This is a genomic window from Streptomyces sp. LN549 (genome assembly GCF_043203805.1).
In the GTDB taxonomy this organism is placed as follows: domain Bacteria; phylum Actinomycetota; class Actinomycetes; order Streptomycetales; family Streptomycetaceae; genus Streptomyces.
The window spans coordinates 7,582,744-7,608,765 of sequence record NZ_JAZHRI010000002.1 but is presented as its reverse complement, the minus strand read 5'-3'; the positions used below and the strand labels follow the sequence as shown (position 1 = coordinate 7,608,765).

The following is a 26,022-nucleotide window of genomic DNA, read 5'->3' as shown; positions in this document are numbered from 1 at the left end:
GAGGGTGGCGGGAGGTCAGCTCGCTCGGGCGAGTGAGCCGGTGGGGGCGTCGTAGCGGGTCTTGACGTGATGCAGCGCGTACATCAGCCCCGACGAGGTCAGGCGGCGGGAGCGGTGCACGACGGCGGTGGGGCCGAGCGGGAGCGATCCGGTACGGGACCACTCCAGCCGGCCCTGCTCGGTGATGACGCTGCTCGTGCGACCCGCGTTGTCGGGGTGCAGGCAGAAGGGGACGTCGAGGTAGCCGCGGGCGAAGGCCCGGATGAGGGCCTGCCCGAGGTCGTCGTGCAGGCCGAGGACCGCCTCCACGAGAGCACGAGCCTCCTCTTCGACGCCGGTGGACGGCGGTGGTGCGGTGCGCCGCGCGGAGTGCGCGGCGCTCGTGGCCGTCTCCAGCGCCGTGACGTTCTCCGCGATCGAGGGAATGCGCGCGGACTCGGCGGCCGTCTTGACGATGAGGCGCGCGGCTCCGGTCCGCACCGCGAGCCGGGCCGCGTCCGCGACAAGGGCCAGCGCGCCGGGTCTGGTCTCTGGATAGACACCCATGTAGGCGTAGACGACCACGTGCCAGGAGGTGTCCGGGAGGTGGTCGGCGGCCAGGGCGCGCAGCGCGTGGACGGCTTCCTCGTCCTGCTCCGCGCTGGTCTGCTGGGCGTAGCTCAGGGAGATGCTGCGCAGGCCGTGCTGGCGGAAGAACATCCCTTCGAGAACGGACAGGGCGATGAGCAGCGAGGGCGGGCAGAGCTGGCCCAGCATGCAGCCGCCGAAGGTCTCCAGGTGCGGTTCGACGCCGGATGCCCGGAGCGAGGCAAGCGTGCGGCACGCGTCGCGCCAGGCCTGCACGGAGGTGGCCAGCGGGGTGCGCCCGTAGGGCAGGCAGTAGGAGACGGGGCCGCCCTCGGTGGCGTCGAGCCCGGCGTCTATCAGTGCCTCGACTATGCGGCCGGGCTGCGCGGAGCCGTGCCTCACCTGGACGGGGAAGCCCTCGGCGCGGACGCCGTCGAGCAGCGCGGTGGTGGTGGCGACGGGCATGGTCACGAGCGGGTAGCCGTTGAGCGGGTGCCCCCGGGCAGCGGTTCGGGCAGCGGCCTCGTAGTCACCGACCCGGGTGAAGCTGTCGAGGGTGAGGGTGCCGACGGTGGTGGCTGCGGCGCCACGGGTGGCAAGCAGGCCTGCGCGCATCCTGGCGGGGTCGGCGAACCCCATGCGGGGCTGGACGACGAGGGCGCCGGAGCGTGCGGCTGCGTCCATGAAGCGGTGGAAGGCGCCACCGGGGAGGGGGTCAGCCGGCATTGGCGTAGTCCCTTCCGTGCCCGCGCCGCGACAGGGAGTCGAGCAGGGCGAGCAGCCGAGGTACGGCGCTCGGCCCGGTGAGGACGGCATCGAAGCCGGCCCCGGTGAGCGCGGTGTGGGCTTCGGGGGCGAGGGCGCCCTCGGTGCCGAGCTTGCCGCCGATGACGAGGGGCACACGGGCCAGGGCGGGCTCGGCACGCACCGCGCGGGCCAGGGCGGGGGCCTCCTCAGCGCCGTGCCCGTTGACGGTGCTCACGACGATGAGGCCGGGGGAGCGTGTGGCGGACTCGGTGACCAGGGTGTCGACCGGGACGCAGGCTCCGAGGTTGGTGACCTCCCATCCCTGTTCCTCCAGGGTGAGTTGGAGGAACAGCAGGTTCCAGGTGTGCGAGTCCGAGGGGATGGTGCTCAGAACCGCGTGGGGCGGGCTCTCCGGGGGTTGGTGACGCACGTACACGACCGGCTTTCCTCTCGACACCGTAAGGGGCCGCGATCGTTGCGATCGGGCCGGTCATCCGGGACGTTCCCCGCCCTGATCGAGTCGCCGAAGGCACTGCCGCCTTGGAGGCGTCCGGCAGCGCTTCGGGGAGTCGGCTCCGGGCGTCCGGACTGCCGGCGGGTGACGTCGTCCATGGTGGCCAGCGCTTCTCCTTTGCGTCACTGGGCACTTGTGACCAGCCGCCGGGGCGTCATTTGTGCCCACTGGGGGCGCCCGCGCACGCGTCCTAACGTGCTCACCGCGGACGTCCTTCCGGCGCCGGTGGCCACGGTGCCGCCTCTGAAGCGCTCCGGCCGCTTGTGCCGCACCGACTGCTTGTACCGCTCGTACCACTGACAACGTGCTGACGATGAGGAGTGAACGGTGGCTGATCACCAGGTGGAAGAGTGGCGTCACGCGCTGGCAGGCCTGGAGCCACTGGAGCTGCCGGCGGACCGGCGCCCGGCGGACGACGGGACTGGTCCCCAGGACCAGGTCCTCTTCGACGTGCCCGAGGCAACCTGCAAGGCGCTCTCCGCTCTGGCGCACGCACGGGGCGTGGAGCTTTCGACGGTCCTGCTGACGGTGTTCCATGCCCTGCTCGCGCGGCACACCGGCCGGGGCGATGTACCGGTGGTGGTGCGGGGCGATGACGGACAGGTACGGGCCGTACGTGGTCCGGACGGCGACCCGCTGTTCGAGGACGCGTGGAAGCACGTCGCGACGGCCGTAGGAGCGCGCGGCGGGCTGCCGTACGCGGAGCTCGCTGAGGCAGCCCTCGGCGCGCTCGACGGTGCCCCGTGGTTTGCGTGGCGCACGGCGGGCGAGGCGACGGCCATCCTCACGCCCACGGCCCAGGTAACTCTGGAGCTCGCCGCCGACGGCGGCGCGCTGCGCGGCGCGCTGGGTTACCGCACGGACCTTTTCGACCGGGCGACAGCGGAGCGCCTGGCAGACCACTTCGGGGTCCTCGCCCGGTCCGCCGCCGAGGCACCGGGGACGCGGCTGAGCGCGCTGGAGATGCTGACGGAGCCGGAGCGGACGCGGATCCTCACCGAGTGGAACGGCTCCCGGTCCGCGTTCCCGGACACGTCGACCGTCCACCGACTGGTCGAGGAGCGGGCCGCCCGGCAGCCGGACGGGGTCGCCCTGGAGCACGACGGCCAGCTGCTGACCTACCGCGCGATGGACGAGCGGGCGAACCGGCTCGCGCGCCATCTCCAGGAGCGGGGCGTCGGACCGGGCACACTGGTCGCGGTCTGCCTGGACCACGGCACGGATCTGGTGTGTGCCCTGCTCGGAGTTCTCAAGTCCGGTGCCGCGTACGTGCCGTTGGACCCGTCGTATCCGGCCGAGCGGCTGCGGTACATGGTCGGCGACAGTGCGGCGCCCGTAGTGATCACACAGTCCGCCCACGCCGGCCTGTTCGCACCGGGTCCCGAACTGCTGCTCACCGACCTCAGTTGGCCCGACGGCGACGGCTCGGACCCGGCAGTCGGGGGGAGCCCCTCCGACCTGGCCTACGTCATCTACACCTCTGGCTCCACGGGCCGCCCCAAGGGCGTCCGTGTGGCGCACCTGGGTGTCGTCAACTACCTGCACTGGTGCGACCGCATCTACCCGCCCGCGCCCGGTGCCGAGATCGGCTCGCTGCTGTGCTCGTCGGCGGCCTTCGACCTGACGGTCACCGCGCTGTTCCTGCCGCTGGTGCAGGGGCTGCGCCTGGTGATACCGAGCCCCGGACCGGGACAGACCGTGTTCGACGCGGCCGTGGATCTCGTGGCGACCGGTGCGCGGGTCAGCTTCCTCAAGGCGACACCCTCCCACCTGGAGCTACTGGCCGCCCGGCTGGAGCGGGCCGGTGTGCGGCACGCCATCGCGACGGTGGTGGCGGGCGGCGAGGACCTGACACCGGCGCTGACGCACCGCATGCTGGCGAGCGGCGCGGACGACACGGCCGTCGTCAACGAGTACGGACCGACCGAGGCGACCGTCGGCAACGTGGTCAGCCGTACGGTTTCGGTGGATCCGGCGGCGGACCACGTACCGATGGGTCGCGCGATCGACAACACCGAGGTGTTCGTGGTCGGCGCACACGGGGAGGTTCAGCCGGTCGGCGTGCCGGGTGAGTTGCTGATCGGCGGCGTGAACGTGGCCAAGGGTTATCTGGGACGGCCCGACCTGACGGCGGAGCGGTTCGTGCCGCACCCGTTCTCCACGGATCCGGACGCCCGGGTCTACCGCACCGGCGACCTGGTGAAGTGGCTGCCGGACGGCCGGCTCGTCTACCTCGGCCGGATCGACGACCAGGTAAAGCTGCGCGGCCACCGGGTGGAACTGGGCGAGATCGAGAACGCCCTGCTCGCCCGGCCGGGCGTGGCAGCGGCGACCGTCGTGGTCCGCGAGGACGTCCCGGGCGACAAGCGCCTGGTGGCGTACCTGGTACCGGCGGGCGACGGCGTCCCCGCCGCGCCCGAGCTGCGCAGCGCCCTGTCGCGGGATCTGCCGGAGCACATGGTGCCCGCCCGGTACGTGACGCTGGAGCGGCTTCCCCTGACGCCGAACGGCAAGGTGAACCGGAAGGCGCTGCCGGCGCCGGAGAGCCGCCGTCCGGATCTGGCCGTCGCGTACACGGCGCCCCGGACAACGACACAGGCGGCAGTCGCCGGCATCTGGGCCGATCTGCTGGGCGTGGAGCCGGTGGGCATCGACGACGACTTCTTCGAACTGGGCGGGCACTCGCTGCTGGCCGCCCGGGTCGCTTCCCGGCTGCGCCGGGACGTGGGCGTGGACGTGTCCTACCGCACCCTGTTCGAGGCGCCGACACCGGCGCTGCTGGCGGCCGCCCTCGACGCGCTCGGTCCCGGCACGGTGACGGCGATGCCGCGCCAGGACCCGGCCGCAGGCCCGCTGCCGCTGTCGTTCGCCCAGCAACGCCTCTGGTTCCTGGACCAGTTGCAGCCAGGGCGGGCGGAGTACGTCATCCCGGCCGGCATGCGGGTCACGGGGCGTTTCGCACCGGACGCGTTCGGAGCCGCGCTGACGGCGCTGGTCGGCCGGCACGAGATCCTGCGGACCCGTTTCGTGGCGGACGGTGGAGGCGTTCCGGTCCAGATCGTCGACGCGCCGAGGGAAGCGGCCCTGGATGTGCACGACGCGAGGCACCTCGGTGGCGACGCCGCACTCGACATCCTTCGCGAGGCGGCGGAACTGCCGTTTGACCTGGCGTCGGGGCCGCTCTTGCGGGCGGTGGCGGTGCGTGTCGCCGAGGAGGAGTGGCTCCTGCTCATCGCGCTGCACCACATCGTCTCCGACGGCTGGTCGGAGGGCATCCTCGCACGGGAGCTGCGGGAGCTGTACGGGGCGGCGGTCACGGGCCGTGCAGCCGCTCTCGTACCGCTGGAGCTCCAGTACGGGGACTTCGCGGCCTGGCAGCGTACGGCCCTGGACGGCTCGGCGCTGGACGGACAGGCGGCGTACTGGGGCGAGCGACTCGCCGGACTCCAGCCGCTGGAACTGCCGACCGACCGTCGCCGCCCGGCTGAGCGGTCGGGCCGCGGTGACGCGGTCGCCTTCACCGTGCCCGCCGAGGTGGTCGATGCCGCCCGGCGGATGGCGGCGGGGCGCGGCGCCAGCCTGTTCATGTCCCTGCTCGCGGTGTTCCAGCTACTCATGGCCGAGTACAGCGGGCAGGAGGACGTCGCGGTCGGCAGTCCGATCGCAGGCCGCAACCGGGCCGAGACCGAGGACCTGATCGGCTTCTTCGTCAACACGCTCGTGATGCGCACCGACCTGTCGGGCGACCCGAGCTTCGGTGACCTTCTCGACCGGGTGAAGGAAACCGCCCTCGGCGCGTACGACCACCAGGATCTTCCCTTCGAGCGCCTGGTGGAGGAACTGGCGCCGCAGAGGGACCTGTCGCGCACCCCCCTGTTCCAGACCATGTTCGTGCTCCAGAACACGCCGGACGGTGACGCGTGGGGTATGCCCGGTCTCGAGGTCGAGCCGTTCGCGGTGCGGGCGGAGGAGGCCAAGTTCGACCTGACGCTCCTCCTGACCGAACGGCCCGACGGTTCGCTCGGCGGAAACCTCGTATTCGCGGTGGACCTGTTCGATCACGCGACGGCGACGCGGCTGGCCGGGCACTACACCACGCTCCTCGAAGCGGTCGTCCCGGACGGAGGACAGCGGCTGTCGGAGCTGGAGTTGCTGGTAGGCGCCGAGCGCGGGCGTGTGCTGGCCGAGTGGTCCGGAGCGGCCTCCCTCTCCCCGGACGCCGCCACGACGGCGCACCGGCTCGTCGAGGAGCGCGCCGCACAACTGCCCGGTACGACCGCGGTGCTGTCGGAGACCGGGGGGCTGACGTATCAGGAGCTGAACGAGCGCGCCAATCGGCTGGCCCGGCACCTGCGGTCGCTCGGCGCCGGGCCGGACCGGGTGGTGGCCGTATGTCTGGAGCGTGGGCCCGACCAGGTCACCGCGCTGCTCGCGGCGCTGAAGTCGGGGGCCGCGTACCTGCCACTGGACCCGGAGCTTCCGGCCGACCGGCTCGCCTTCATGATCGAGGACTCCGGAGCGGCCTATGTGGTGACCGACTCGGCGCGCACGGCCCAACTGCCCCGCACACCCCATCGCTTCCTCACCGACCGGGACTGGCCGCGGATCCAGGAGCTGCCTGCGCACGACCCGGAGCCCGCCGCCACCCCGCAGGATCTGGCCTACCTGATCTACACCAGCGGCTCCACCGGCCGCCCCAAGGGGGTGCAGATCGAGCACCGGAGCCTCGTCAACCTGATCCACTGGACGGTGGAGAGCTTCGGGGCGGCGCCGGGCCGCCGGATCGCGCACCTCGCCGGCATCGGCTTCGACGCGGCGGCGTGGGAGGTGTGGCCCGCGCTGGCCGCGGGTGCGACCGTGTGCGTACCCGACGACACAGTGCGGCGCACACCCGAGCTGCTCCAGCGCTGGCTGGCCGGACGGCGGGTGCACAGCACGTTTCTGTCCACACCCATGCTGGAGGCGCTGGCCACGCTGGACTGGTCGGAGCCGACCTCGCTGGCCCACGTCCTGACCGGCGGTGACGCGCTGCGCCTGCCGGCCGGGCTGCGGCTGCCGTTCCGTGTCGTCAACAACTACGGGCCGACCGAATCGACAGTGGTCACGACATCGGCCGAGGTGGTGCCGGGGGTGGCCGTGCCGCCGATCGGCAGGCCGGTTCGCAACACGGTCGTCCACGTCGTCGACAGGTACGACCGGCCGGTGCCGATCGGAGTTCCGGGCGAACTCCTGGTCGGCGGTGCCGGGCTGGCTCGTGGCTACCAGGGGTTGCCGCAGCAGACGGCGGAGCGGTTCGTCACCGTGAACGTCGACGGCACACCGCGGCGGGTCTACCGCACCGGGGACCGGGTGCGATGGCTGCCCGACGGCCAACTGGAGTTCCTGGGACGGCTCGACGACCAGGTGAAGCTGCGCGGACACCGCATCGAACCGGGCGAGATCGAGGCGGTGCTGCTGGCCGGGCCCGACGTCACGGCCGCGACCGTCGTCCTGCGCGAGGACATCCCGGCCGAGAAGCGCCTTGTGGCGTACGTCGTGCCGGGCGGGCAGGCGCCGACCACCGAGGAACTGCGTGCCCGGCTGCACCGCGAGCTGCCCGGCTACATGGTGCCGTCCGCCTTCGTCCTGCTGGACCGGCTGCCGCTCACCCCGAACGGCAAGGTGGACCGGCGCGCGCTGCCCGCTCCCCGGCCCCGTTCGCCCCAGGACCGCGTCGCGCCGCGCACACCGGCCGAGCGCGCGGTGGCGGCGGCCTGGTCGCAGGTGCTGGGTACGGACGTCGCCGGCATCGACGACAACTTCTTCGAACTGGGAGGTCACTCGCTGCTGGCCACGCAGGTGACCTCCCGGTTGCGGACCGCACTCGGCGTGGACGTGCCGGTACGGGCGCTGTTCGCGGCACCGACGGTCGCCGCGCTGGCAGCCGTCGTAGCGGAGCTCGGCTCGGACGACACGGAGCGGATCACGCCCGCTGACCGGACCGGCGGTCCGCTGCCACTGAGTTCCGCCCAGCAACGGCTTTGGTTCCTGGACCAGTTGGAACCAGGGCGCGTCGAGTACGTCGTACCGTTCGCCCTGCACGTCCGTGGCGCACTGGATGCGACCGCGCTGGACACCGCTCTCACCGCGATGGTGGCGCGTCACGAGATCCTGCGCACCCGATTCGTCCCCGAGAACGGCGAGCCGGGGCAGGTCATCGACCCACCGGCACCGGTGGGAGCATCCGTCCACGACCTGCGCCACGTCCTCGATCCGGACGAACGGCGTGCGGCGGCACGGCGGTTCGCGGAGACTGAAGCGGGTCGCCCGTTCGATCTGGCGACGAGTCCGCTGCTGCGCGCCCACCTGGTGCGGCTCGCCGACAACGAGGCATTCATCCTGCTGACCGTGCACCACATCGCCGCCGACGGATGGTCGGAGGGAGTCATGGCGCGCGAACTGCGCGAGGGGTACCGGGCGGCGATGTCGGGGGTGGCGCCGACCGGTCTGCCCACCCTGCCTCTGCAGTACGCGGACTTCTCCGTGTGGCAACGGGAGCGGATGGCCGGTGAGGTGATGGAGGGGCAACTGGCCTACTGGCGGGACCGGCTCACCGGGCTGGAACCGCTGGAGCTGCCGAGCGACCACCGACGCCCGGCGGGACCGCCGGCGGGCGGCGCCACGTTGGCGTTCGAGGTGCCGGGTGAGGTCGCCGCGCGACTGCGGGCGGCGGCGGCGACGAACGGCGCGAGCCTTTACATGGTGCTCCTGGCGGTGTTCCAGGTGCTGCTGGCGAAGTACAGCATGCAGGACGACGTCGCGGTCGGCAGCCCGATCGCCGGCCGCAACCGGGCCGAGACCGAGGATCTGATCGGCTTCTTCGTCAACACCCTCGTGATGCGCACCGACCTGTCCGGCGACCCCACCTTCACCGAGCTCATCGACCGGGTGAAGGACACCGCACTCGGCGCGTACGACCACCAGGACCTTCCCTTCGAGCGCCTGGTGGAGGAACTGGCACCCGACCGCGACCCGTCGCGCAACCCGCTGTTCCAGACCCTGTTCGCGCTGCAGAACACGCCGGACGGTCACACCTGGAGCCTGCCGGGTCTGGAGGTGGAACCGTTCGCCGTGACACTGCCGGACGCCAAGTTCGACCTGAGTCTGATCATGTCCGAAGGCCCGGCCGGCAGCCTGCTCGGGACCCTGGAGTACCGCACCGACCTCTTCGCGCGTGACACCGTCGACCGGCTGGCCGGCCACCTGCGTACGTTGCTGGACTCGGTCGCCGGCGCGCCGGGGGCTCGGCTGTCGGAGCTGTGCATGCTCACCCCGGCCGAGCGGCGGAAGACGCTCGTCGAATGGAACGGCACCGCCACCGCCTACCCGGACAAGGCCACCCTGCACGGCCTCTTCGAGGAGCGGGCCGCCCAGCAGCCGGACACCGTGGCCGTCGACTCACCGCAGGGCGACTTGACCTACGGCGAGCTGAACGCCCGCGCCAACCGGATCGCCCACCACCTGCGGACCCGGTACGGGGTGCGGCCGGACATGCCGGTGGCGGTGTGCCTGGGCCGTGGGGCAGACCTGGTGACGGCGGAGCTGGCGGTACTGAAGGCGGGGGCCGCTTACGTGCCGATGGACCCGGAGTACCCCGTCGAGCGGCTGGCGTACATGGTGCGCGACACGAGGACCCCGGTCGTCCTCACCCACACCGGGCAGGCGGACCGGATCCCGTCCGGCGTTCCGCTGCTGCTGCTCGACGAGTGCGACGCCGAAGGGGGTCCGCTGGACGGTGAGCCGGTTACCGATCCGGAGCCCGCCGCCGCCGCTCACAACCTGGCATATCTCATCTACACCAGCGGCTCGACCGGCCGGCCCAAGGGGGTCCAGGTTGAGCACCACAGCCTGGTGAACCTGGTCCACTGGACGGCGGGCGAGTACGGACTCGACCCGGGGCAGCGGATCGCGCTGCTCGCCGGGATCGGATTCGACGCGGCGGCGTGGGAGCTGTGGCTCGGCCTGACCCGGGGTGCGACCTGCTGCGTCACCGACGAGAGGGTCAGGCTCACTCCGCATCTGCTGCGGGACTGGCTGGGCGAGCAGGCGGTCCACGCCGCATTCCTGTCCACGCCGATGCTGGAGTCGTTGTCGGCGCTCGACTGGGGCACGGACAGCACCCTCGACTACGTACTGACCGGCGGTGACCGGCTGCGGATGCCGCCGCTCGCCCGGCTGCCGTTCCGCGTGGTCAACAACTACGGTCCGACGGAGACCACGGTGGTCGCCACCTCCACGGTGTGCGTCCCCGGTGACACGGTCCCGCCGATCGGCCGGCCGGTCGCCAACACCCGGTGCGTCGTGGTGAACCAGCACGGCACTCCGCAGCCCGTCGGCGTTCCCGGTGAACTCCTCGTCGGTGGAGTGCAGGTGGCGCGCGGCTACCTGGGGCGCCCCGAGTTGACGAACGAGCGCTTCGTCCCGTTCGAGGCCGAGGAGGTGGGCGGCCGGGTGTACCGCACCGGCGACCTGGTCCGGTGGCAGCCGGACGGACAGCTGGAGTTCCTGCGCAGGGTCGACCACCAGGTCAAGATCCGCGGCAACCGCATCGAACTGGGCGAGATCGAGGCCAACTTGATCACCCATCCCGGTGTCGGTGAGGTCGCCGTGGTCGTTCACGAGGACGTGCCGGGCGACAAGCGGCTGGTGGCCTACCTGGTGGCCGCCGGACCGGACGCCCCGAGCATCATGGAACTGCACGCGCACCTGGGGCGCCAGCTGCCCGACTACATGATCCCGGCGGGGTTCATGGTGCTGGAGCAGCTGCCGCTGACCGCGAACGGCAAGGTGGACCGGGCGGCGTTGCCGGCGCCGGACGGCATGCGGCCGGATCTCGGAACGTCGTACACGGCGCCGCGCAACACCGTCGAGCGTCACATCACGGCCGTCTGGACGGAGCTTCTGGGCATCGAACGCGTCGGCGTCCACGACAACTTCTTCCAGCTGGGCGGGCACTCACTGCTCGCCACCCAGGTCGCGTCAAGGCTGCGGAAGGCTCTGCGGGTCGACATACCGGTACGGACCGTGTTCGACCACCCGACCCCCGAGGAACTGGCGCAGCACATCGCGGACCTGATGATGGCGGCGATCAGCGCACAGTTCGCGCCGGCCGGATGAGGGCTTACGCCCCTGCCGCGAAGACGACCGTGGGGTCTCACGGATGCGTGCAGGACGCGTCAGACCATGTCCTCGACCTGGATGCCACCCTGGGCGATCGCCAGAGCGCCGAGCTGGAAGCGGCTCTGCGCACCGAAACGATCGGTCAGCTTCTCGGAGAGCCGGCGAACCGTGCGCAGCGACACGTCCATCCTGCGGGCGGCGGCGGCATCGGTGAGACCCTGCGCCCAGAGTCTCAGGACGTGCTGCTCCTGGAGGGAGAGGCCGCCACGGGTGCGCGGGCGCGCCTCGGCCAGCGGCAACGCCTCCTTCCAGAGGCGGGTGAACAGGGCGGCGAACGCCTGGGTGACCGACTCGACGCCGCACACCATGGCGCCGACGACGGCCCGGGCACCGGCGACCGGAACCACGGCGTGGGTGCGGTCGCAGAGGATCATCCACGCGGGCAGCGACGGCAACGTACGGATCGAGCCGACGCTGCCTGTCCTCCCCCGCACGCGGCTCATCGCCTCGGGATCGTTGCGGACGCTCTCCAGGACGATGGTGCGGGCAACCGCTCCACGCCTGCGCAGGATCTCGTCGATGGACCGGGCGGACTCGGCAACGGGAACAGCGACCCGCTCCGTGGGGCCGACAGTCAGCCACTCCTGCTCGCACCCTTCGGCGAGTTCCGTGACACGCCGCCACACGGCGTCCGCACCGGCCAGCCACTCGACGCCCGGCATACCGTCACGGCCGGCGCGGGAGTGCTCGGAGAGCAACCGGGTCACTTCGAGCCGGCTGTCCTCAACCTGGAGGCGATGGCGCGCGAGTTCGTCTTGCTGCCGGGCGAGCATCGCCGCCAGGCCCACCTCCGGGTCGACGGGACGCCAGCCGGTGGAGGTATCGCCGGGAACCACCAGCAGGAGGGAGGACAACCGCTCCAGCCGCTCCCGGACCGTGTCCTCGGACACCTTCATCTGCTCCGCCAACTCGGAGACACCGGCGCCGGGTAGGTCGACCATCGTGAGATAGACGCTCCGTGCGAGGGGGTCGATACCCAGAGAGGTCCGCATGTCCTTCACTCCTGTTGTCTCGGCCGTACGGCACCTGTTGGTCACTGATTGAGTCGACGATGTTCCACACGCCGGGGCTGCACGGTCCCGTGCCGCTGCCGGGATCGTCGGCCGGACATCAGTAGACGGGAGGCGGGGGCGGTGGCGGATGCGGGCCGACCACCCAAGTTGTGGCCGATGCTCCCGCGGCGTGCGGCGGAGCGGCCCCGTCGCGTTGCGGCAACGACCCGTTGCCGGCACGGGTTATCATCTCGCGCATGCCCGCCTCGCAGCCGACCGTCCTGGCCACCTCCGGAGGGCATCGCGCCGACCCCCGTGCGCGGGTGCTGTTCAACTCCCTGGTCCACCACGCGGTTGACCTGTCCGGGGTGGACGGGCGCCGTCCGCGCATCCTGTACTTGGGCACGGCGGTGGGGGACGCGGAGCACGTCACCGCACGCATGCACGAGGCGGCACGGGTGGCGGGGTTCGACCTGACGCCGCTGCACCTGTTCCCCATGCCGAACGTGGAGGACGTGGAGGGCACGCTCCTCGACCACGACGTCGTGTGGGTTATGGGCGGGTCGGTAGCGAATCTGCTGGCGGTGTGGCGGGTGCACGGGCTGGACGGGGCGCTGCGGCGCGCCTGGCAGGCGGGGGTGGTGCTGAGCGGGGTGAGCGCCGGATCCATCTGCTGGTTCACGGGCGGCGCGACCGACTCGTACGGGCCGGATCTGCGGCCGGTGGTGGACGCGCTCGGCTTCCTGCCGTACGGCAACGGTGTCCACTACGACTCCGACCTGGGCCGCCGTCCGCTGATCCACCGGATGGTCGCTGACGGCACCCTGCCGACGGCGCACTGCACCGACGACGGGGTGGGGCTCGTGTACCACGGCACCCGTCTCGTGGAGGCGGTCACGGAATCGGCGGGCAAGGGCGCCTACGTGGTGACGTGCGAGGGTGACGGGGTGCGTGAGGAACGCCTTGAGCCACGCCTGCTGCCGCCGGCCCGGCACTGACTCCTTCCGCGCGGACGGCCGCGCACCGGCGGGGACGTGCCGCCGGAACGAGGTGTCACGGCGGGCCGTGCGGCAGCACGGAGATATCGACGTATGCCGTGACCTGCGAGGTCGGCCTCCGGCGCCGGGAACGCGGGCCGAATGCGCACGAGTTCGCCGCCTCGGCCCCCACTCACCGGCGGGGGCATTCGGAGAATATGGGGGACGCTCCCCCATGTGGGGGCCGTGCCGTATCTGCGACGTTCTTCCTGTGACCGAATCAGCCGCACCCACGACTCCCAGAAGCGCGCACCTGCCGCTCGCCTGGTGGGCCCCCGCGCTCTCCCTCAGCGAGCGCGTCGGCGCCCCAGGACGTCCCGTGGCGACCGTCGCGACCGCCCCGTCCGGCCGCGCCCCTTGGGCCGTCGGGGACACGGCGGGCTTCGCGGCTCGGCTGACCCACCTGGGTCTCGACGAACTCGCCCTGGGGGCCCTCGCCGACGAGTCACCGCAACGCCTGGCGAACCGCGCAGGCACTCCACGCTGGGTGGGTTACATCGAAGAGGCCCTGGACTGTGCCCACATCGCCGCACGGCCGGAGTCCGGCGGCGACGCAACCGGGCCCGAGGCCTTCGCACCGGTCGTGGCACCGCTGGTGGGTCCGGCCTCGGCCGCCCTCGACCGGCAGCTGGCACCGCTCCCCCCGGCAGAACGGGCCATGCTGCGCGCCTCGTTCGAGCAGTGGCTGCTGGGCCGGATGGCCCGGCAGGCGGCCCGCACACTCGTCCGTGAACTGGACGGCGACCGGCGCGCCGGTCGGCTCCCCGGGGCCACGCCCCGCGATCGCTTCGCCTCCTTCCTCGCCGCCAGCGGGAGTGCGGACGGCCTGCGGGCCCTGTTCACCGCCTATCCGGTGCTGGCCCGGATGCTGGGCCGGACGGCCATGGACGCGGCCGACGCGGTCGCCGAACTTGGCCTGCGGCTGCACGCCGACCGGCAGGAACTGGTGGCCGTCCTTCTCGACGGACGCGACCCCGGCCCGCTCACACGCATCGAACTGGGCCGTGGCGACGCCCACCGAGCCGGGCGCTCGGTGGCGGTGCTGGAGTTCGCGGACGGGGCACGCGCGGTGTACAAGCCCCGTCCGCTGGGGCAGCACGCCCTGCTTGACGACCTGGCCCACTGGCTCACCGGCCGGGTCGACGGCCTGGAGCTGCGCACCCCGCGCACCGTGCGGCGGCAGGAACACGGCTGGCTGGAGTACATCGAGCACCGCTGGTGCGGCTCGGTGGCCGAGGCGGACGCCTTCTACCGGCGCCAGGGCGCACTGCTGGCCCTGCTGTACGCGGTGGACGGCGCCGACATGCACTACGAGAACCTCATCGCTGCCGGCGACCAGCCGGTGCTGGTGGACGCCGAGACCCTGCTGCACACCGGGCTGCCGCAGGCCTCCACGGCCGGGGCCGACCCGGCCGCCGACGCCCTTCAGGCTTCCGTCCACCGGACGTGCCTGCTGCCCCACCTGCTGATCGGGGAGCACGGCGCGCTGGACATCTCCGCGCTGGGCCGTGCCGAGGAAGGCACGTACCCGAGCGAGGGCCTGTGCTGGCAGGACAGCGGACTGGACACCATGCGCGTCGTACGAGGTCCGGTGGTCAGTCCGGCCGCGCAGAACCAGCCGCTGCCCCACGGACGTCGCCTCCACGGCGCCGACCACCGCGCCGCGCTGCTGGACGGCTTCCGCACCACGTACGACGCGATCCGGGCGCACGGTAACGAGCTCAGTGCGCCAGGAGCCCTGTTGGCCCGGCATGCGGACAGTCCCGCGCGGCTGATCGTTCGATCCACACGGTTGTACTCGACCCTGCTCGAGGAGTCCACGCACCCGGCACTGCTCGGCGACGCGCTCGCCCGGGACGCCGCGTTCGCGGTGCTGTGGACCGAGTCGTCTCGCGACCCGGCACGCGGGCAGCTGGTGGAGCACGAGACCGAGGACCTGTGGCGCGGGGACATCCCCCTCTTCGTCCACCGGCCCTCCGGCACGGGAGTGCGTGCGGCCGGTGGGACGTGGCTGCCTCACCTGCTGCCGGTGGCGAGCCTGAGCGCCGTCCGCACCAAGATCGCCCGGATGGACGAGGTCGACTGCCGGAACCAGGAATGGATCGTCGCGGCCGCGCTGGCCGCCCGGGAGGCCGGTTCCCCGCTGGTCAGGCCACGCTCCGAGCTGGTGGCGACGCCCTTGCCGGCGGTGGCGCCGGAGCCGTCACGACTACTCGCCGCGGCCTGCGGAATCGCCGACGAGATCGCCGCCCGCGCCGTGCGGGCCGGCCGGGCCAACTGGCTCGGCCTCGAATGCCTGCCGGGCGGGCACTGGTCGGTCCTGCCGATGGGTGCGGGGCTCGGCCAGGGCTACACCGGGGTCGCACTCTTCCTGGCCCAGGCCGGACTGCTCGCGGGCGCCGACCGCTACACCGCGCTCGCCCACCAGGCGGTGCTGCCGTTGCCTGGCCTGCTGAAGATGCTCGCGGCCGACCCCGAACTGTGTGCCGCGGTCGGACCAGGAGCGTACGACGGGCTCGGCGGCATCCTGTACGGGCTGATCCGGCTGTCGTCCCTCCTCGACGCCGAACTCGCGGACTCGCTGCCCGACGCGCTCACCGCACTGGAACACGCCGTGGGCGCCTGCGTGGATCCCGGCTTCGCGGACGGTGCCGCCGGGGCCCTGGCGGCGGCGGTCGCCGCCCATGAAGCGACGGGCGCCCGTCAGGCCCTGGAACTGGCCGACGCGGTGGCGGACGTCCTGGCCCCCGCGGCCTCGCAGGGCGGTGGCTCCGCAGGGTTCGCCGACGGGGCCGCGGGCATCGGCTGGGCGCTGTGGCGCCACGCGGACCACCGGGCGGACGGAAGGGGACGTCCGGAGGAAGCGGCCGGTCTACTGCGCTCGGCCACCGCCGGGCCCGAAGCCGCCGCGCACGGCCCCTCGTGGACCACCGGTCTGCCCGGGATCGCCGCTGCGGCCGCGCACCTGCCGGGGCGAAACGACCTCGCCGCCCGGCTCTCCGCCCTCGGCGACGGCCCCAACCTGAGCGCGGGCCACGGCGTGTTCGGTGCCCTGGAAGCCCTTTCGGTCCTGGCCGGCCGGGGCGACACCCAAGCGTCCGCTGCCCTGACCCGCACCAGCGGCCGGGTACTCGCGACCGTCGAGGGCCAGCAGCACCGCTGCGCCACCCCCGACCAAGTGCCCTCTCCCGGCATGCTGACGGGCCTCGCCGGCATCGGCTACGGACTCCTCCGTCTGTGTTCCCCCACCCGTGTCCCGTCCGCGCTCCTGCTGGAGCACTCCTGTCCGGCCACTCTGCCCGCCCGCTGAGGGCGAAAGGCCACGGCCGGACCCGGCTCTTTTCCCGCTCCTGCCCCCGCTCTCCCCGTCTCCGCTCTCCCCTCGCCTACCCGAGCACTTCACCACGAAGGAGTTCTCCCATGAACCAGCAGAACCAGCTCTCCAGCCAGGCCGCTTCCGTCTCCGCCGAGGCCGGTGCCCCCACGCCTGCCGGCGCCGAGCAGGACGCCGCAGGCGGTATCACCCTCTCGGGCCGCAATCGTGCGTGCACCCGCGCCCGCGTCCTGGCAGGCATGGTTCTCACCAGCGGAATAGTCATCACGCTGAGTTCGATCGACACCTCGGTGTCCGCGCCCCAGTAGACGCTCCACTCCGCTCGGCGGGCCGGAGGCCGAGCGGAATGGAGGGCCGGACGCCGCACCACGGCTCCAGGTAATCTGATTATGCTTGGAGGTCATGCCTTCCCAAGCGTCTTCTCTCATCGGCCGGGATGCCCAACTGGGCCTACTCGAACGCGCCTTGTCCCACGCTCGGCATGGACGCGGCGGTGTGGTCTTCCTGGTGGGCGAAGCCGGGGTGGGCAAGTCCCGGCTGGCAGCCGAGGTCGTGGGCAGCGCGCTCGAGTTAGGGATGGGCGTGCTGCGCGGACGCAGCAGCACCACCGGTCCGGCGGTGCCCTTCCGACCGCTGACCGAGGCGCTGATGTCTCTGTTCCGTACCGGTGAATCGCTGGACGAGCTGCCCCTGGGGCCGTACAGACCCGTGCTGGGACGACTGATCCCGGACTGGAACACCGGTGCAGGCGACAGCAGTTCCATGGTGATCCTAGGCGAGGCCGTACTGCGTCTGCTCATGGCCACCGACCACGGTCGGGGTCGGATCGTGGTGCTGGAGGACCTGCACGACGCCGACCCCGAGACACTGGGCGTCCTGGAATACCTCGTGGACAATCTGGAGTACAGCTCGGTTCTGCTCCTCGCCACCATCCGCACGGACTTCAGCGACGTCCTGGACCTCGCGCAGTCGGCCCGCCGGCGTGGCACGGCCTCGGTCGTGGAGCTGTCGCCACTGACCCGCCCCCAGGTCTGCGAACTGGTGGCGGGTCAGTTGGGCACCACTGCGCAGGACGTGCCCGCGGCGGTGCTGGAGCGGTTGTGGGAGGGCGGCGCAGGCAGCCCCTACCTGGTCGAGGAGTTACTCCAGTCGATGATCGGCGCGGGCACCCTGGTGCAGGGGCCGGACGGCTGGCGGACGGTCGGTGATCCGCGCGGCGACGTCTCCTCCGCTCTCGCCCGGGGAATCCTGCGCCGTATCGACCGGCTGGGTGCGGAGGGCCTGACGCTGCTGTCGGCGGCGGCCGTGCTGGGCAGAAGGTTCCCGCTCACCGTGCTCCAGCGGATGACGGGCATTGACGACCGGGCACTGCTCAGCCATCTGCAGGCCGGTGTCGCGGCTCGCCTGGTGGTCCCGGACGAGCCCGCTCCCGACTGGTATTCCTTTCGTCATTCACCCACCGTGGAAGCCCTGTTCACTCAGCTGACGCCGACTCAGCAGGCGGACCTGGCACGCCAGGGCGCGGAGGCGGTGGAGAAGCTGCACCCGCAGCTGCCCGGCGAGTGGTGCGCGCTCGCAGCCGGGCTGCGGTCCTCGGCCGGCGAGGACACCGCGGCCGGCAAGCTGTTCGCGGAGGCGGGGCGGCGGGCTCTGACGTCGGGCGCGCTCGGTTCGGCGGTAACCCTGCTCAGCCGGGCCGAGACGCTGCTGGCGGAGTCCGGCGACCCGCAGGACCGGGCGGGTGCGCTGGAGGCGCTCCTGCCCGCGCTGGCCGAATCCGGCGACTTCGACCGGGCCTTCGACCTGGTCGAGCATCTCCATGCCTTGGACAGCGCCGGTCTGGGTGCGTCACGTCTGGCGATCCTGCACACCCGGTTGGCCAAAGTGGCTCACACGGCTGGGCGTTGGAGCGACGGCAATCGGCAGATCGACCGCGCCCGCGAGGTGCTGGGAGCGAGTCCGGATGGTGCGGCGACGGCAGCCGTCGACGTCACCGCTGCCTATCTCGCGCTGGACACACCTGGCACGGACCGCACCCAGCAAGCGGAGAAGCTCGCCCGCTCGGCGGCCGATGCCGCCGAGCGCTACGCGCTGCCTGCGGTCGCCTGCCAGGCATGGGAGCTGCTGGCGACCGTGGCCCGCGAGCGCGACCCGGACGAGTCCCGGGCCATGCTCGAAAAGGCCCTGTCGACGGCCGAACGGCACCAGCTCCCACTGCGGCGGATGTATGCGGCGACCCGTATCGCCGGCAATGACTGGCTGGCGGAAGGCGACACCTCCGGACTGTTGTCCGCCCGTGAGGAGGCGCTGCGGCTGGGCTCGATCAGCATCGTGCACACCGTGGACGGCATTCTCGTCCTGGACGGGGTGATGCGGGGCGTGCGCGAGGCGACGCGGGAAGCCGCCGTCGAGTGCCTCACGATCGTGCGCAGGCTCAAGCTCGCCCCCGCAGTCCGGTACCTCCTGATGTCATTGGCGTCGCTGGAGGCGCACCAGGGCGATCGACGGGCGATGGAGGCCGCCCTCGACTCGTTCGCGGAATGGGAGGGGGCGGGTTCGCAGGAGGAACCACTCACGTTGGGCATGGCACGCGCGTTCTGCGCCCTGTTGGAGGAGGACCGGGACCTGGCACGGGAGGAACTGGGGGCGGTGTCGGAGCTGGAGCGGCACAATCCCAGCACCTATTACCTCAGCGGCACGCACGGGGTGGGGCTGTTGCTGGACGTGCTGGCCGGCGACGCGGACCGAACGCGACAGGAGGCGGTCGCCGCCACGGCGGTCGGACGGATGCGGTGGAACCGCCAGTTCGTCACCTTCGCCGATGCCGTCCTGCTCGGCCGGGAAGGGAAGAGCGAAGAGGCGGCCGAGCGCATCGGTGCGGCGCTGCGGGATGCCGCCGCGTACCCGACCGCCCTGCACCTGGGTCTGCGGCTGATCGCCGACGCGGCACACGAGGACGGCTGGGGCGAGCCGGTCGCCTGGCTCAGACGGGCCGAGCACCACTTCCACGAGCAGGGGGTGCCTGCCGTCACGAATGCCTGCCGGGCCGCCCTGAGACGGCTCGGTGCCCCCGTGCACCAGCACCGAAGCGGCACGGACGGCATCCCCGAACAGTTGCGGGCCCTCGGCGTCACGGTGCGGGAGTACGAAGCGTTCCGGCTCCTCGCCGACCGGCTGAGCAACAAGGACATCGCCGACCGGCTGTTCATCTCGCCCCGCACGGTCGAGAAACACATCGCCAGCCTGATGAACAAGACGGGTGCCGCGAACCGCGCGGATCTGTGTGCGCAGTCGACCCAACTGCCGGAGTTATGACGGGGGGGCGGCCGGGGCCCGGTCACTCCGGGGGGCTCGGCCTGCCCGACAAGGTGGATCCGCTTGCTGCGGGCATATCGCTCCGCCGCGCCGTCCGGTCTACCTTGAGCAACGCCTCTGATGGGCGTGACAGTTGAGACCCGACGCCGCGACGGCCGCCGCCGCCTCCCCGCCCGGCACCGCCACCGTCATCGGCCACAGCCCCTACGAGACGGCGCACTTCCTGCTCCGCCGGCAAGCCGCCATGGAGAAGGCCCGCGTCCAGTACGCCGAGACATACCGCGTCAGGCACTTCGAGGCGCACGAAGCGGCATGACGCCACGCGACCCGACTGGCCGAGTACGTGACCGCTGCCCGCACACGAGTCGAGACCATGCCCTCAGGCCAGACCAGAACCGAAGCCGAGGCATGGATCATCTGCGCAGAAGCCACCACAGAGCGCCTCGACCCGCTGAACACTCCACTCCGGATGCCCCTCATCCCCGAACCACGAGCCGACGACCTGAAGCCGTTCCTCGGGCACTGGAACCCCTACGGCCCCTGACACGAAACCCTCCTGGTGCCAGCCCCGCCGTGCCTCCCCGCGGCCCCGTCGTCTCACGCTTACGACGTTGCCTGTAGCCGCGATCGCAAATCCACCGCTCCCGCGAGCATCACACGGCCACGAACTGCGTGAAAAGCTGAACGCGTCAGGCGTTCAAGCACAGTCGAACTCACGGCGAAGCCCAACCAGAGCGCTCCAGTGGGGCCTCGTCTCATGGCTTCAGGAGAGGCCCCGCCCGGCCCATCGGCAAGTCCCTCGCCCTATCACCGATGCCGTCACACACGTCCTCCGACTCCGCCTATGCCGCACAGCTCGTGACCTGGGCGAGGACTTATTTGCACCTGCCGATCAGGACCGTCAGCCGCCCGATATACGTGCGAAGCTCGATCTCAGTCCATGCTGGGCGGGCGATCCGTCTCGAGAGCTTTCATGGCGTGCGACGCGTTGAACGGCAGGATCGTGACCGCAACGTGGGGCAGCTGTTCCAGAGCCCTCGACATCTTCTCGCCGGTGCCCCTGTGCAGCATTCTGCCGAGGGCGTTGGCGTACATCCGCCGGGGCACGAGCACCGTGAGGGAGGTATCCCCGCCCTGTGTTGTCCTGACGGTCAGTTCCCGCATCGCGTGACGCAGTCGGCGGTCGGGGCAGGCCACCAGTTCCAGGTCGACCGAGGTCGCGGACGTCGATGCCCAGAGGGCGGACAGCCGGCGTGCATGTGCCTCGTCGATGGCGAAGTGTACGGCTCTGACGTTGTCAGGCCGCAGCTCGTGGGCATACCGCAACGCTTTCAGCGTGGCCAAGTCCAGCGTCTCGACAAGGACGAACACCTGGTGGCGGTGCGTACGCGGCCGGTCCGCGCCCGTGGGCAGCCGTTCCAGGGCCGCGGCCTCACGCCGGTACTCGCGGTTGATGCGGATCAGTACCCAGACCCCGAGCGGGAAGACCACAACGACCAGCCAAGCGCCTTCGGTGAACTTGGTGACGGCGAAAATCAGCACGACAACGGCGGAGACAATCGCCGCGAGTGCGTTGACCGTGATCTTCACTCGGCGCAGAGGCTCACGCCTGCGCAGGTGGTAGGCGGCGAGGCCGGCCCCAGCCATGGTGAAGGCGGTGAACACGCCGATCGCATAGAGGGCTACGAGCTTGTCCACGTTGGCGCCCGTAACGAGCAGTAGGGCGAGCGAGAGAGCGGAGAGGGTGACAATGCCGTTGGAGAAGGCCAGCCGGTGCCCGCGCCGGGTGAGCACCCGCGGCAGGAACCGGTCCTGTGCTACGAAGCTGGCCAGGAACGGGAACCCGGTGAAGGGGGTGTTGGCACCGGTGTAGAGGATGAGTGCGGTCGCGAGCTGGACGAAGACGAGCCCGATCGTCCCCATCGTTCCGTTTCCGAAGGCGAGCCGGGCCTCCTGCGCGATGACGGTCGGGGTCCCGTCGGTGTACGGGACGGCGTGGGTGAAATGCGCGAGGGTGGAGACGCCCAGGACCAGGAAGGCGAGCACGCAACTCATGGTGATGAGGGTGTGCCGGGCGTTTCGGCCCTGCGGTTCACGGAAGGCGGAGATGCCGTTCGAGATCGCTTCGAGCCCGGTGAGGGACGAGCCGCCGTTGGCGAAGGAACGCAGCACGATGAACAGCGACGCACCGTAGAGCCAGCCATCGCCGGGAGCCCCCAGAGGCACCACCCCAGGAGCATTCAGGTCAGCATGCGGCAGCTCGCCCGTCAGCGCGCGCACCGCCGCGACGAGGAAGACCAGGCTCATTGCGGCAACGAAGAGATACGCGGGCAGCGCGAACATCCGGCCCGCCTCGCGGACTCCGCGCAGGTTCCCGTACGCGAGCATCACGATCACCACTACGGAGACCGGCAACTGGAGATGGTCCAGACCCGTCCAGCCGTTGCCGGCCAGATGGGCGAGTGAGATCAGCGCGTTCGTGCCGGCCGATACCTGGACGGCAACGGTGACGATGTAGTCGACCAGCAGGGCCACGGCGGCGACCTGAGCGACGTTGGGCCCGAAGTTTTCCCGGGCCACCACATAGGAGCCACCGGCCCGGGTGTAGATCGTGACGACATCGCTGTAGCAGAGCGTCAGAAGCAGCAGCACCAGCAAGATCGCACCGGTTACCGGCATGACCAGCGTGAAAGCGGCTGCTCCCACCACCGGCACGAGGACCCGGAGCATTTCCTCGGAGCCGTACGCCGACGAACTGATGCAGTCGGACGCGAGAACACCGAGGGCCGTCCGGTTGCCCAGCTTCTCCTCACTGACACGTTCGGTGGTGAGTGGCTCGCCAAGAAGCCGCCGCTTGACGCGGTACATCGGCCGATCAAGGGTCATGCATCCATCAGAACGGGCGGCTACTCCGGGACTGGGCAGACACGACGGGGCACGCACTCACACGTACACGCCAGGCTCCGTGGAACCGCTCGACACGTCCCCGCCGCCTCGGCGGCAAAGCCCCCTGCCCCCTGACAATCCTCGGGACCACACCTCAGTGCGGAACCGGGCCACCCCTCAAGCAGTGTTGGAAACGCATCCTGGGTCACTGGTTCGCGGCTCCTGTCCGGTTCAGCAGTCCGGATTTCCGTCATGCCTGCTCGCTCATCAGCTCGAAGTCGGCGTTCCAGATACCCGGTCTGAGTGACTAAGGGCTGTCCCGCAATTCCTGGCGGGCGTGCGCGTTGGCGAGGTCAGCGTGGAGCGAGGCCGGGCTGACCGAAGGCCCGGCCGCGGGGCCCGATGCGGACAGCTGAAGTCCGGCGGCGTGGACGAGGGCGAGCAGGTCGCGGTGGCCGTTGACCCGCGGCCTCTGCCCGGTCAGTCGTCCTGCACTTCGCCCTGGGCGATCTCTACGTTGTGATGCAGACTCACGAGCCCGGCAGCGGCTCCCCCACCGGTTACGGCCGAGCAGGCAAGTAGCAGGCTGGCTGCCGCGACTGCCGGCCTGCGAGGAGTGGCCGCTGGCTGGAGCAGCGCTTTCACACGCTGTGGCACGGGCCCGCCTGCGGCTCCCGCGGCGAAGGCGGGTCGAGTGGAGCTGCCGGCGTGCTTGGCAAGGGCTGCGCGACCGATGGCGCGCGCTGTCAGGTTACGGTCGCCGACCGCGGTCGCGGCGGCTTCGTCAGCGACGCGTTCGACGGCCAGGCCGATGGCGTCGCGCAGTCCGCTCATGGCGGGATGGCAGCGGGTGGCGAGGTCGCCTGCGGCGAGGAAGTAGTGGTGGCGGCCAGCCAGGTGGGCCCGTTCGTGGGCGAGGAGGGCTTCTCTCTCGGGTCCGTCCAAGGTGCGCAGCATGCCGGAGGTCACCACGATGCGCCCCGGGCTCCCTGGAAGGGCGTAGGCGTCTGGTTCGGGGCTGTCCAAGACACTGAGGTCTCCCGCATGGGGCGCGTTGCGCAACTGCGCGTGCGCGGTGCGGTACTGGCGGAGCTGACGCAGCGCCGCCCGGGCCACGGCGCAAGCGCAGACGAACAGCGTCCCGACGGCGAGCGCGGTCGCCGGATAGGCGACCACGGCGGGCGCGACGTTCAGGGGGCGGATCAGGTGGCCGAGGTGGGCCGGAGCGGACATGGTGAGCGCGCCGGCGAGAAGCAAACCGCCGAGTGCCGCGAGCCAGCTGACCGCCAACACACACGCGGTCGTGGTCAGCGCCCACATCGCAGCCGCAGGACTCTGGCGGGGTCCTGCCCACCGGACGAGCGCCGGCGCCGCGAGTGGCATCAGCAACGGCACGATCAGGGCGGTGATCACTGCCCGTCACCGCTCCCCAAAAGGTCGCGCAGTATGCGTTCGTCCTCGGGATCCAGATCGGAGACGAACCGGGCGAGCACGGTCTGTCGATCGTGGTCCTTGTCAAGCTCGTGGTGCATACGCTGAGCGGTCAGGCCGTGGGTGTCCTGGACGGGGAAGTAGGCAAATCCGCGACCGGAACGTTCCCTGCCGACGGCCCCCTTCCCGAAGAGACGGGTCAGGGCCGTCGTCACGGTCGTGCGGGCCAGCTCGACTGCCAGGCTGTGCTGTACCTGGCCGACGGTCTGGGGGCCGTCCGCGGCCCACAGCGCCGCGAGCACGCTCGCCTCCAGCTCCCCCGCCGCTCTGCGCTCGGCAACACCCTCCGCCATGACATTCCCCCATCCTCGGATCGTCTACAGTCCAGTAGACCGTCTACGTCATTGTAGTCGCTCGGTGGTTCTGTCCCGGCTGCCCCCTGCCCGCATTCAGTGAGAGGCCACCCACGCATGGCCATGCACGTCATCGCCGCATCTCCACTCGCCGTGAACCTTGCTCCCGCTCGCAGCCGAACTGCTCCGTTCCCGGCGAGTCGCCAAGCACCGGAATGAGACCCCTTGATGTATCTCGCCTACGACGGTTCGGCCATCGACGGCCCCGCCTACCTCAAGATCGTCGGCCTAGCCCACCGGGCGCCCGGATGGGTCGACAGCCTGGTCACCAACTGGTCGTCGTACGGGCTGGGAGTGTTCGCTCTGCTGATGCTCGTCGCGTGGTGGCAGGCCCGCCGAGCCGGGACCCCGGCCGTGATCACCGCGCTGGCCGTCCCCCTGGTCACCGTCCTCGCTTTTGGCGTCGACTCCCTTCTGAAACTGGCAGTCCATGAGGGCCGGCCCTGCGACCAACTGCACGTGGCCACCCTCGAAGCGTGCCCCGCACCCGGTGACTGGTCCTTCCCCAGCAATCACGCGGCCCTCGCCTCCGCGGCAGCCTTCGCACTCCTTCTCGTATCGCGCCGACTGGGTCTCATCGCCATGGCCGCAGCGGGCCTGATGGCGGCCTCGCGGGTGTGGGTGGGCGTGCACTACCCGCACGACGTCCTTATCGGGTTCCTTGTCGGCGCCCTGGTTGCCCTCCTCACCACCTGGGCGGTGAGGCGCAAGCAGGGCGCGATCGCCGCCCGGCTGAAGGACAGCCCACTGCGTCCGCTACTGGCCGCCGCGTGACCCGCCGCCCGCCTGCACGCTTGTGCGGCGGGGTGGCCCTGGCCGCCGCGGCGGCCTTTACCCTGCTCACCGTGGTCGTGCTCCGTGCGACGCAGGGGCTGCTGCCCGGCGACGCCGCGCTGACCCACTGGTCCCTGACGCACCGCCCCGGCGCCGCGGTGACCCTCGCCCGCGCGATCACCGCGACCGGTACCGGATTCATCCCCTTTGCCGCAGTCCTCTTGGCGGGCCTGTCCGTGGGCGGCACCATCAGGCGGCGTGTCACCACTGCCGCGGTACTCGCGCTCTGTCTGGGCTCCGGGCAGGTTCTGCGCTACGCAGTCATGACGCTGGTTGCCCGCCCCCGGCCCCCGCTCGCCGACTGGGCGACGCATGCCTCGGGCTGGTCCTTCCCGTCAGGCCACGCCACCACCGGCGCAATGACCGCGGGCCTCCTTTTCGCCGCCCTGTATCTGCGGGGCCCGCGCATCCCGCCCGTGGCCGCCGTCCTGATCGGTATGTGGGGCGTGGCTGTGGGACTGAGCCGGGTCTACCTCGGCGTGCACTGGTTCAGCGATGTCATCGGCGGCTGGCTGTTCGCCGCCGCCTGGCTGGCACTGACCGCCTGCGCGTACGTACTGGCCGGTCGAGGGACCGCACGGTGACAGGTGGCCGCATCCTCATCGTGGAGGACGACCACGCCCTGCGCGACGTACTCCTGCGCGGCCTGCGGGACGAGGGACTACAGCCTTCTCCAGAAGGTGTTGGCCAACCGCGTCACTCGCACCCGGACTCCGGGAGCAGCGAGGCGCCA

15 protein-coding genes and 1 pseudogene are annotated in these 26,022 nt (G+C 71.3%); 10 read left to right on the top strand and 6 right to left on the bottom strand.

The annotated features are described in order from the left end of the window. Positions 1-15: 15 nt before the first annotated feature. Both SH922_RS33940 and SH922_RS33935 read right to left on the bottom strand, forming a co-directional pair. Positions 16-1,293: a methylaspartate mutase gene (locus SH922_RS33940; RefSeq protein WP_393062387.1), complete on the bottom strand. Its 1,278-nt coding sequence runs from the start codon at positions 1,291-1,293 to the stop codon at positions 16-18. Beyond that, the gene (locus SH922_RS33935; protein ID WP_393062386.1) at positions 1,283-1,744 is read right to left on the bottom strand and encodes a cobalamin B12-binding domain-containing protein; all 462 of its coding nucleotides are present in this window, start codon (positions 1,742-1,744) and stop codon (positions 1,283-1,285) included. Before SH922_RS33935 ends, SH922_RS33940 begins: the two co-directional genes overlap by 11 nt. Before the next feature lie 411 nt (positions 1,745-2,155). Between SH922_RS33935 and SH922_RS33930 the strand changes: the two genes are divergently transcribed. Beyond that, positions 2,156-10,984 (top strand): amino acid adenylation domain-containing protein, encoded by an 8,829-nt coding sequence (locus tag SH922_RS33930; protein ID WP_393062385.1) that lies wholly within the window; start codon positions 2,156-2,158, stop codon positions 10,982-10,984. A gap of 59 nt (positions 10,985-11,043) precedes the next feature. Here SH922_RS33930 and SH922_RS33925 read toward each other — a convergent pair whose 3' ends face one another. Then, entirely contained in the window at positions 11,044-12,039 is a 996-nt protein-coding gene (locus SH922_RS33925) for a helix-turn-helix domain-containing protein (RefSeq protein WP_393062384.1), read from the bottom strand. 257 nt (positions 12,040-12,296) lie between these two features. Between SH922_RS33925 and SH922_RS33920 the strand changes: the two genes are divergently transcribed. The 6 genes from SH922_RS33920 to SH922_RS33895 all read left to right on the top strand — a co-directional run bounded on the left by SH922_RS33920 (position 12,297) and on the right by SH922_RS33895 (position 20,269). Then, complete coding sequence (locus SH922_RS33920; RefSeq protein WP_393062383.1) at positions 12,297-13,037, top strand: Type 1 glutamine amidotransferase-like domain-containing protein; 741 nt, start codon at positions 12,297-12,299, stop codon at positions 13,035-13,037. 250 nt (positions 13,038-13,287) lie between these two features. Beyond that, entirely contained in the window at positions 13,288-16,386 is a 3,099-nt protein-coding gene (locus SH922_RS33915) for a type 2 lanthipeptide synthetase LanM family protein (RefSeq protein ID WP_393062382.1), read from the top strand. A gap of 110 nt (positions 16,387-16,496) precedes the next feature. Then, positions 16,497-16,718 (top strand): hypothetical protein, encoded by a 222-nt coding sequence (locus tag SH922_RS33910; RefSeq protein ID WP_393062381.1) that lies wholly within the window; start codon positions 16,497-16,499, stop codon positions 16,716-16,718. A 94-nt stretch (positions 16,719-16,812) separates the two neighbouring features. Next, positions 16,813-19,725, top strand: coding sequence for an AAA family ATPase (locus SH922_RS33905; RefSeq protein ID WP_393062380.1), 2,913 nt, complete (start codon positions 16,813-16,815; stop codon positions 19,723-19,725). Between the two features lie 133 nt (positions 19,726-19,858). Next, positions 19,859-20,041, top strand: coding sequence for a hypothetical protein (locus SH922_RS33900; protein ID WP_393062379.1), 183 nt, complete (start codon positions 19,859-19,861; stop codon positions 20,039-20,041). A 57-nt stretch (positions 20,042-20,098) separates the two neighbouring features. Continuing rightward, positions 20,099-20,269: a hypothetical protein gene (locus SH922_RS33895; protein ID WP_393062378.1), complete on the top strand. Its 171-nt coding sequence runs from the start codon at positions 20,099-20,101 to the stop codon at positions 20,267-20,269. A 389-nt stretch (positions 20,270-20,658) separates the two neighbouring features. Here the strand turns inward: SH922_RS33895 and SH922_RS33890 are convergent, their stop codons facing one another. The 3 genes from SH922_RS33890 to SH922_RS33880 form a co-directional block, all read right to left on the bottom strand. Beyond that, positions 20,659-22,611 carry an APC family permease gene (locus tag SH922_RS33890; protein ID WP_393062377.1) on the bottom strand — a complete coding sequence of 651 codons (1,953 nt, stop codon included), beginning with the start codon at positions 22,609-22,611 and terminating at the stop codon, positions 20,659-20,661. A 480-nt stretch (positions 22,612-23,091) separates the two neighbouring features. After that, the gene (locus SH922_RS33885; protein WP_393062376.1) at positions 23,092-24,024 is read right to left on the bottom strand and encodes a M56 family metallopeptidase; all 933 of its coding nucleotides are present in this window, start codon (positions 24,022-24,024) and stop codon (positions 23,092-23,094) included. Continuing rightward, on the bottom strand, positions 24,021-24,395 hold the full coding sequence (locus tag SH922_RS33880; protein ID WP_393062375.1) for a BlaI/MecI/CopY family transcriptional regulator: 375 nt from the start codon (positions 24,393-24,395) through the stop codon (positions 24,021-24,023). Before SH922_RS33880 ends, SH922_RS33885 begins: the two co-directional genes overlap by 4 nt. Positions 24,396-24,623: 228 nt before the next feature. Here SH922_RS33880 and SH922_RS33875 point away from each other — a divergent pair, with 228 nt between their 5' ends. The 3 genes and pseudogenes from SH922_RS33875 to SH922_RS33865 form a co-directional block, all read left to right on the top strand. Then, a complete protein-coding gene (locus tag SH922_RS33875; RefSeq protein ID WP_393062374.1) occupies positions 24,624-25,229 on the top strand; it encodes a phosphatase PAP2 family protein in 606 nt (201 codons plus the stop codon). Positions 25,230-25,300: 71 nt separating this feature from the next. Next, a complete protein-coding gene (locus tag SH922_RS33870) occupies positions 25,301-25,873 on the top strand; it encodes a phosphatase PAP2 family protein (protein ID WP_393062373.1) in 573 nt (190 codons plus the stop codon). Continuing rightward, positions 25,870-25,965, top strand: a pseudogene (locus tag SH922_RS33865) (DNA-binding response regulator); the annotation flags it as partial. The gene SH922_RS33870 and the pseudogene SH922_RS33865, both read left to right, overlap by 4 nt. Positions 25,966-26,022: the final 57 nt, after the last annotated feature.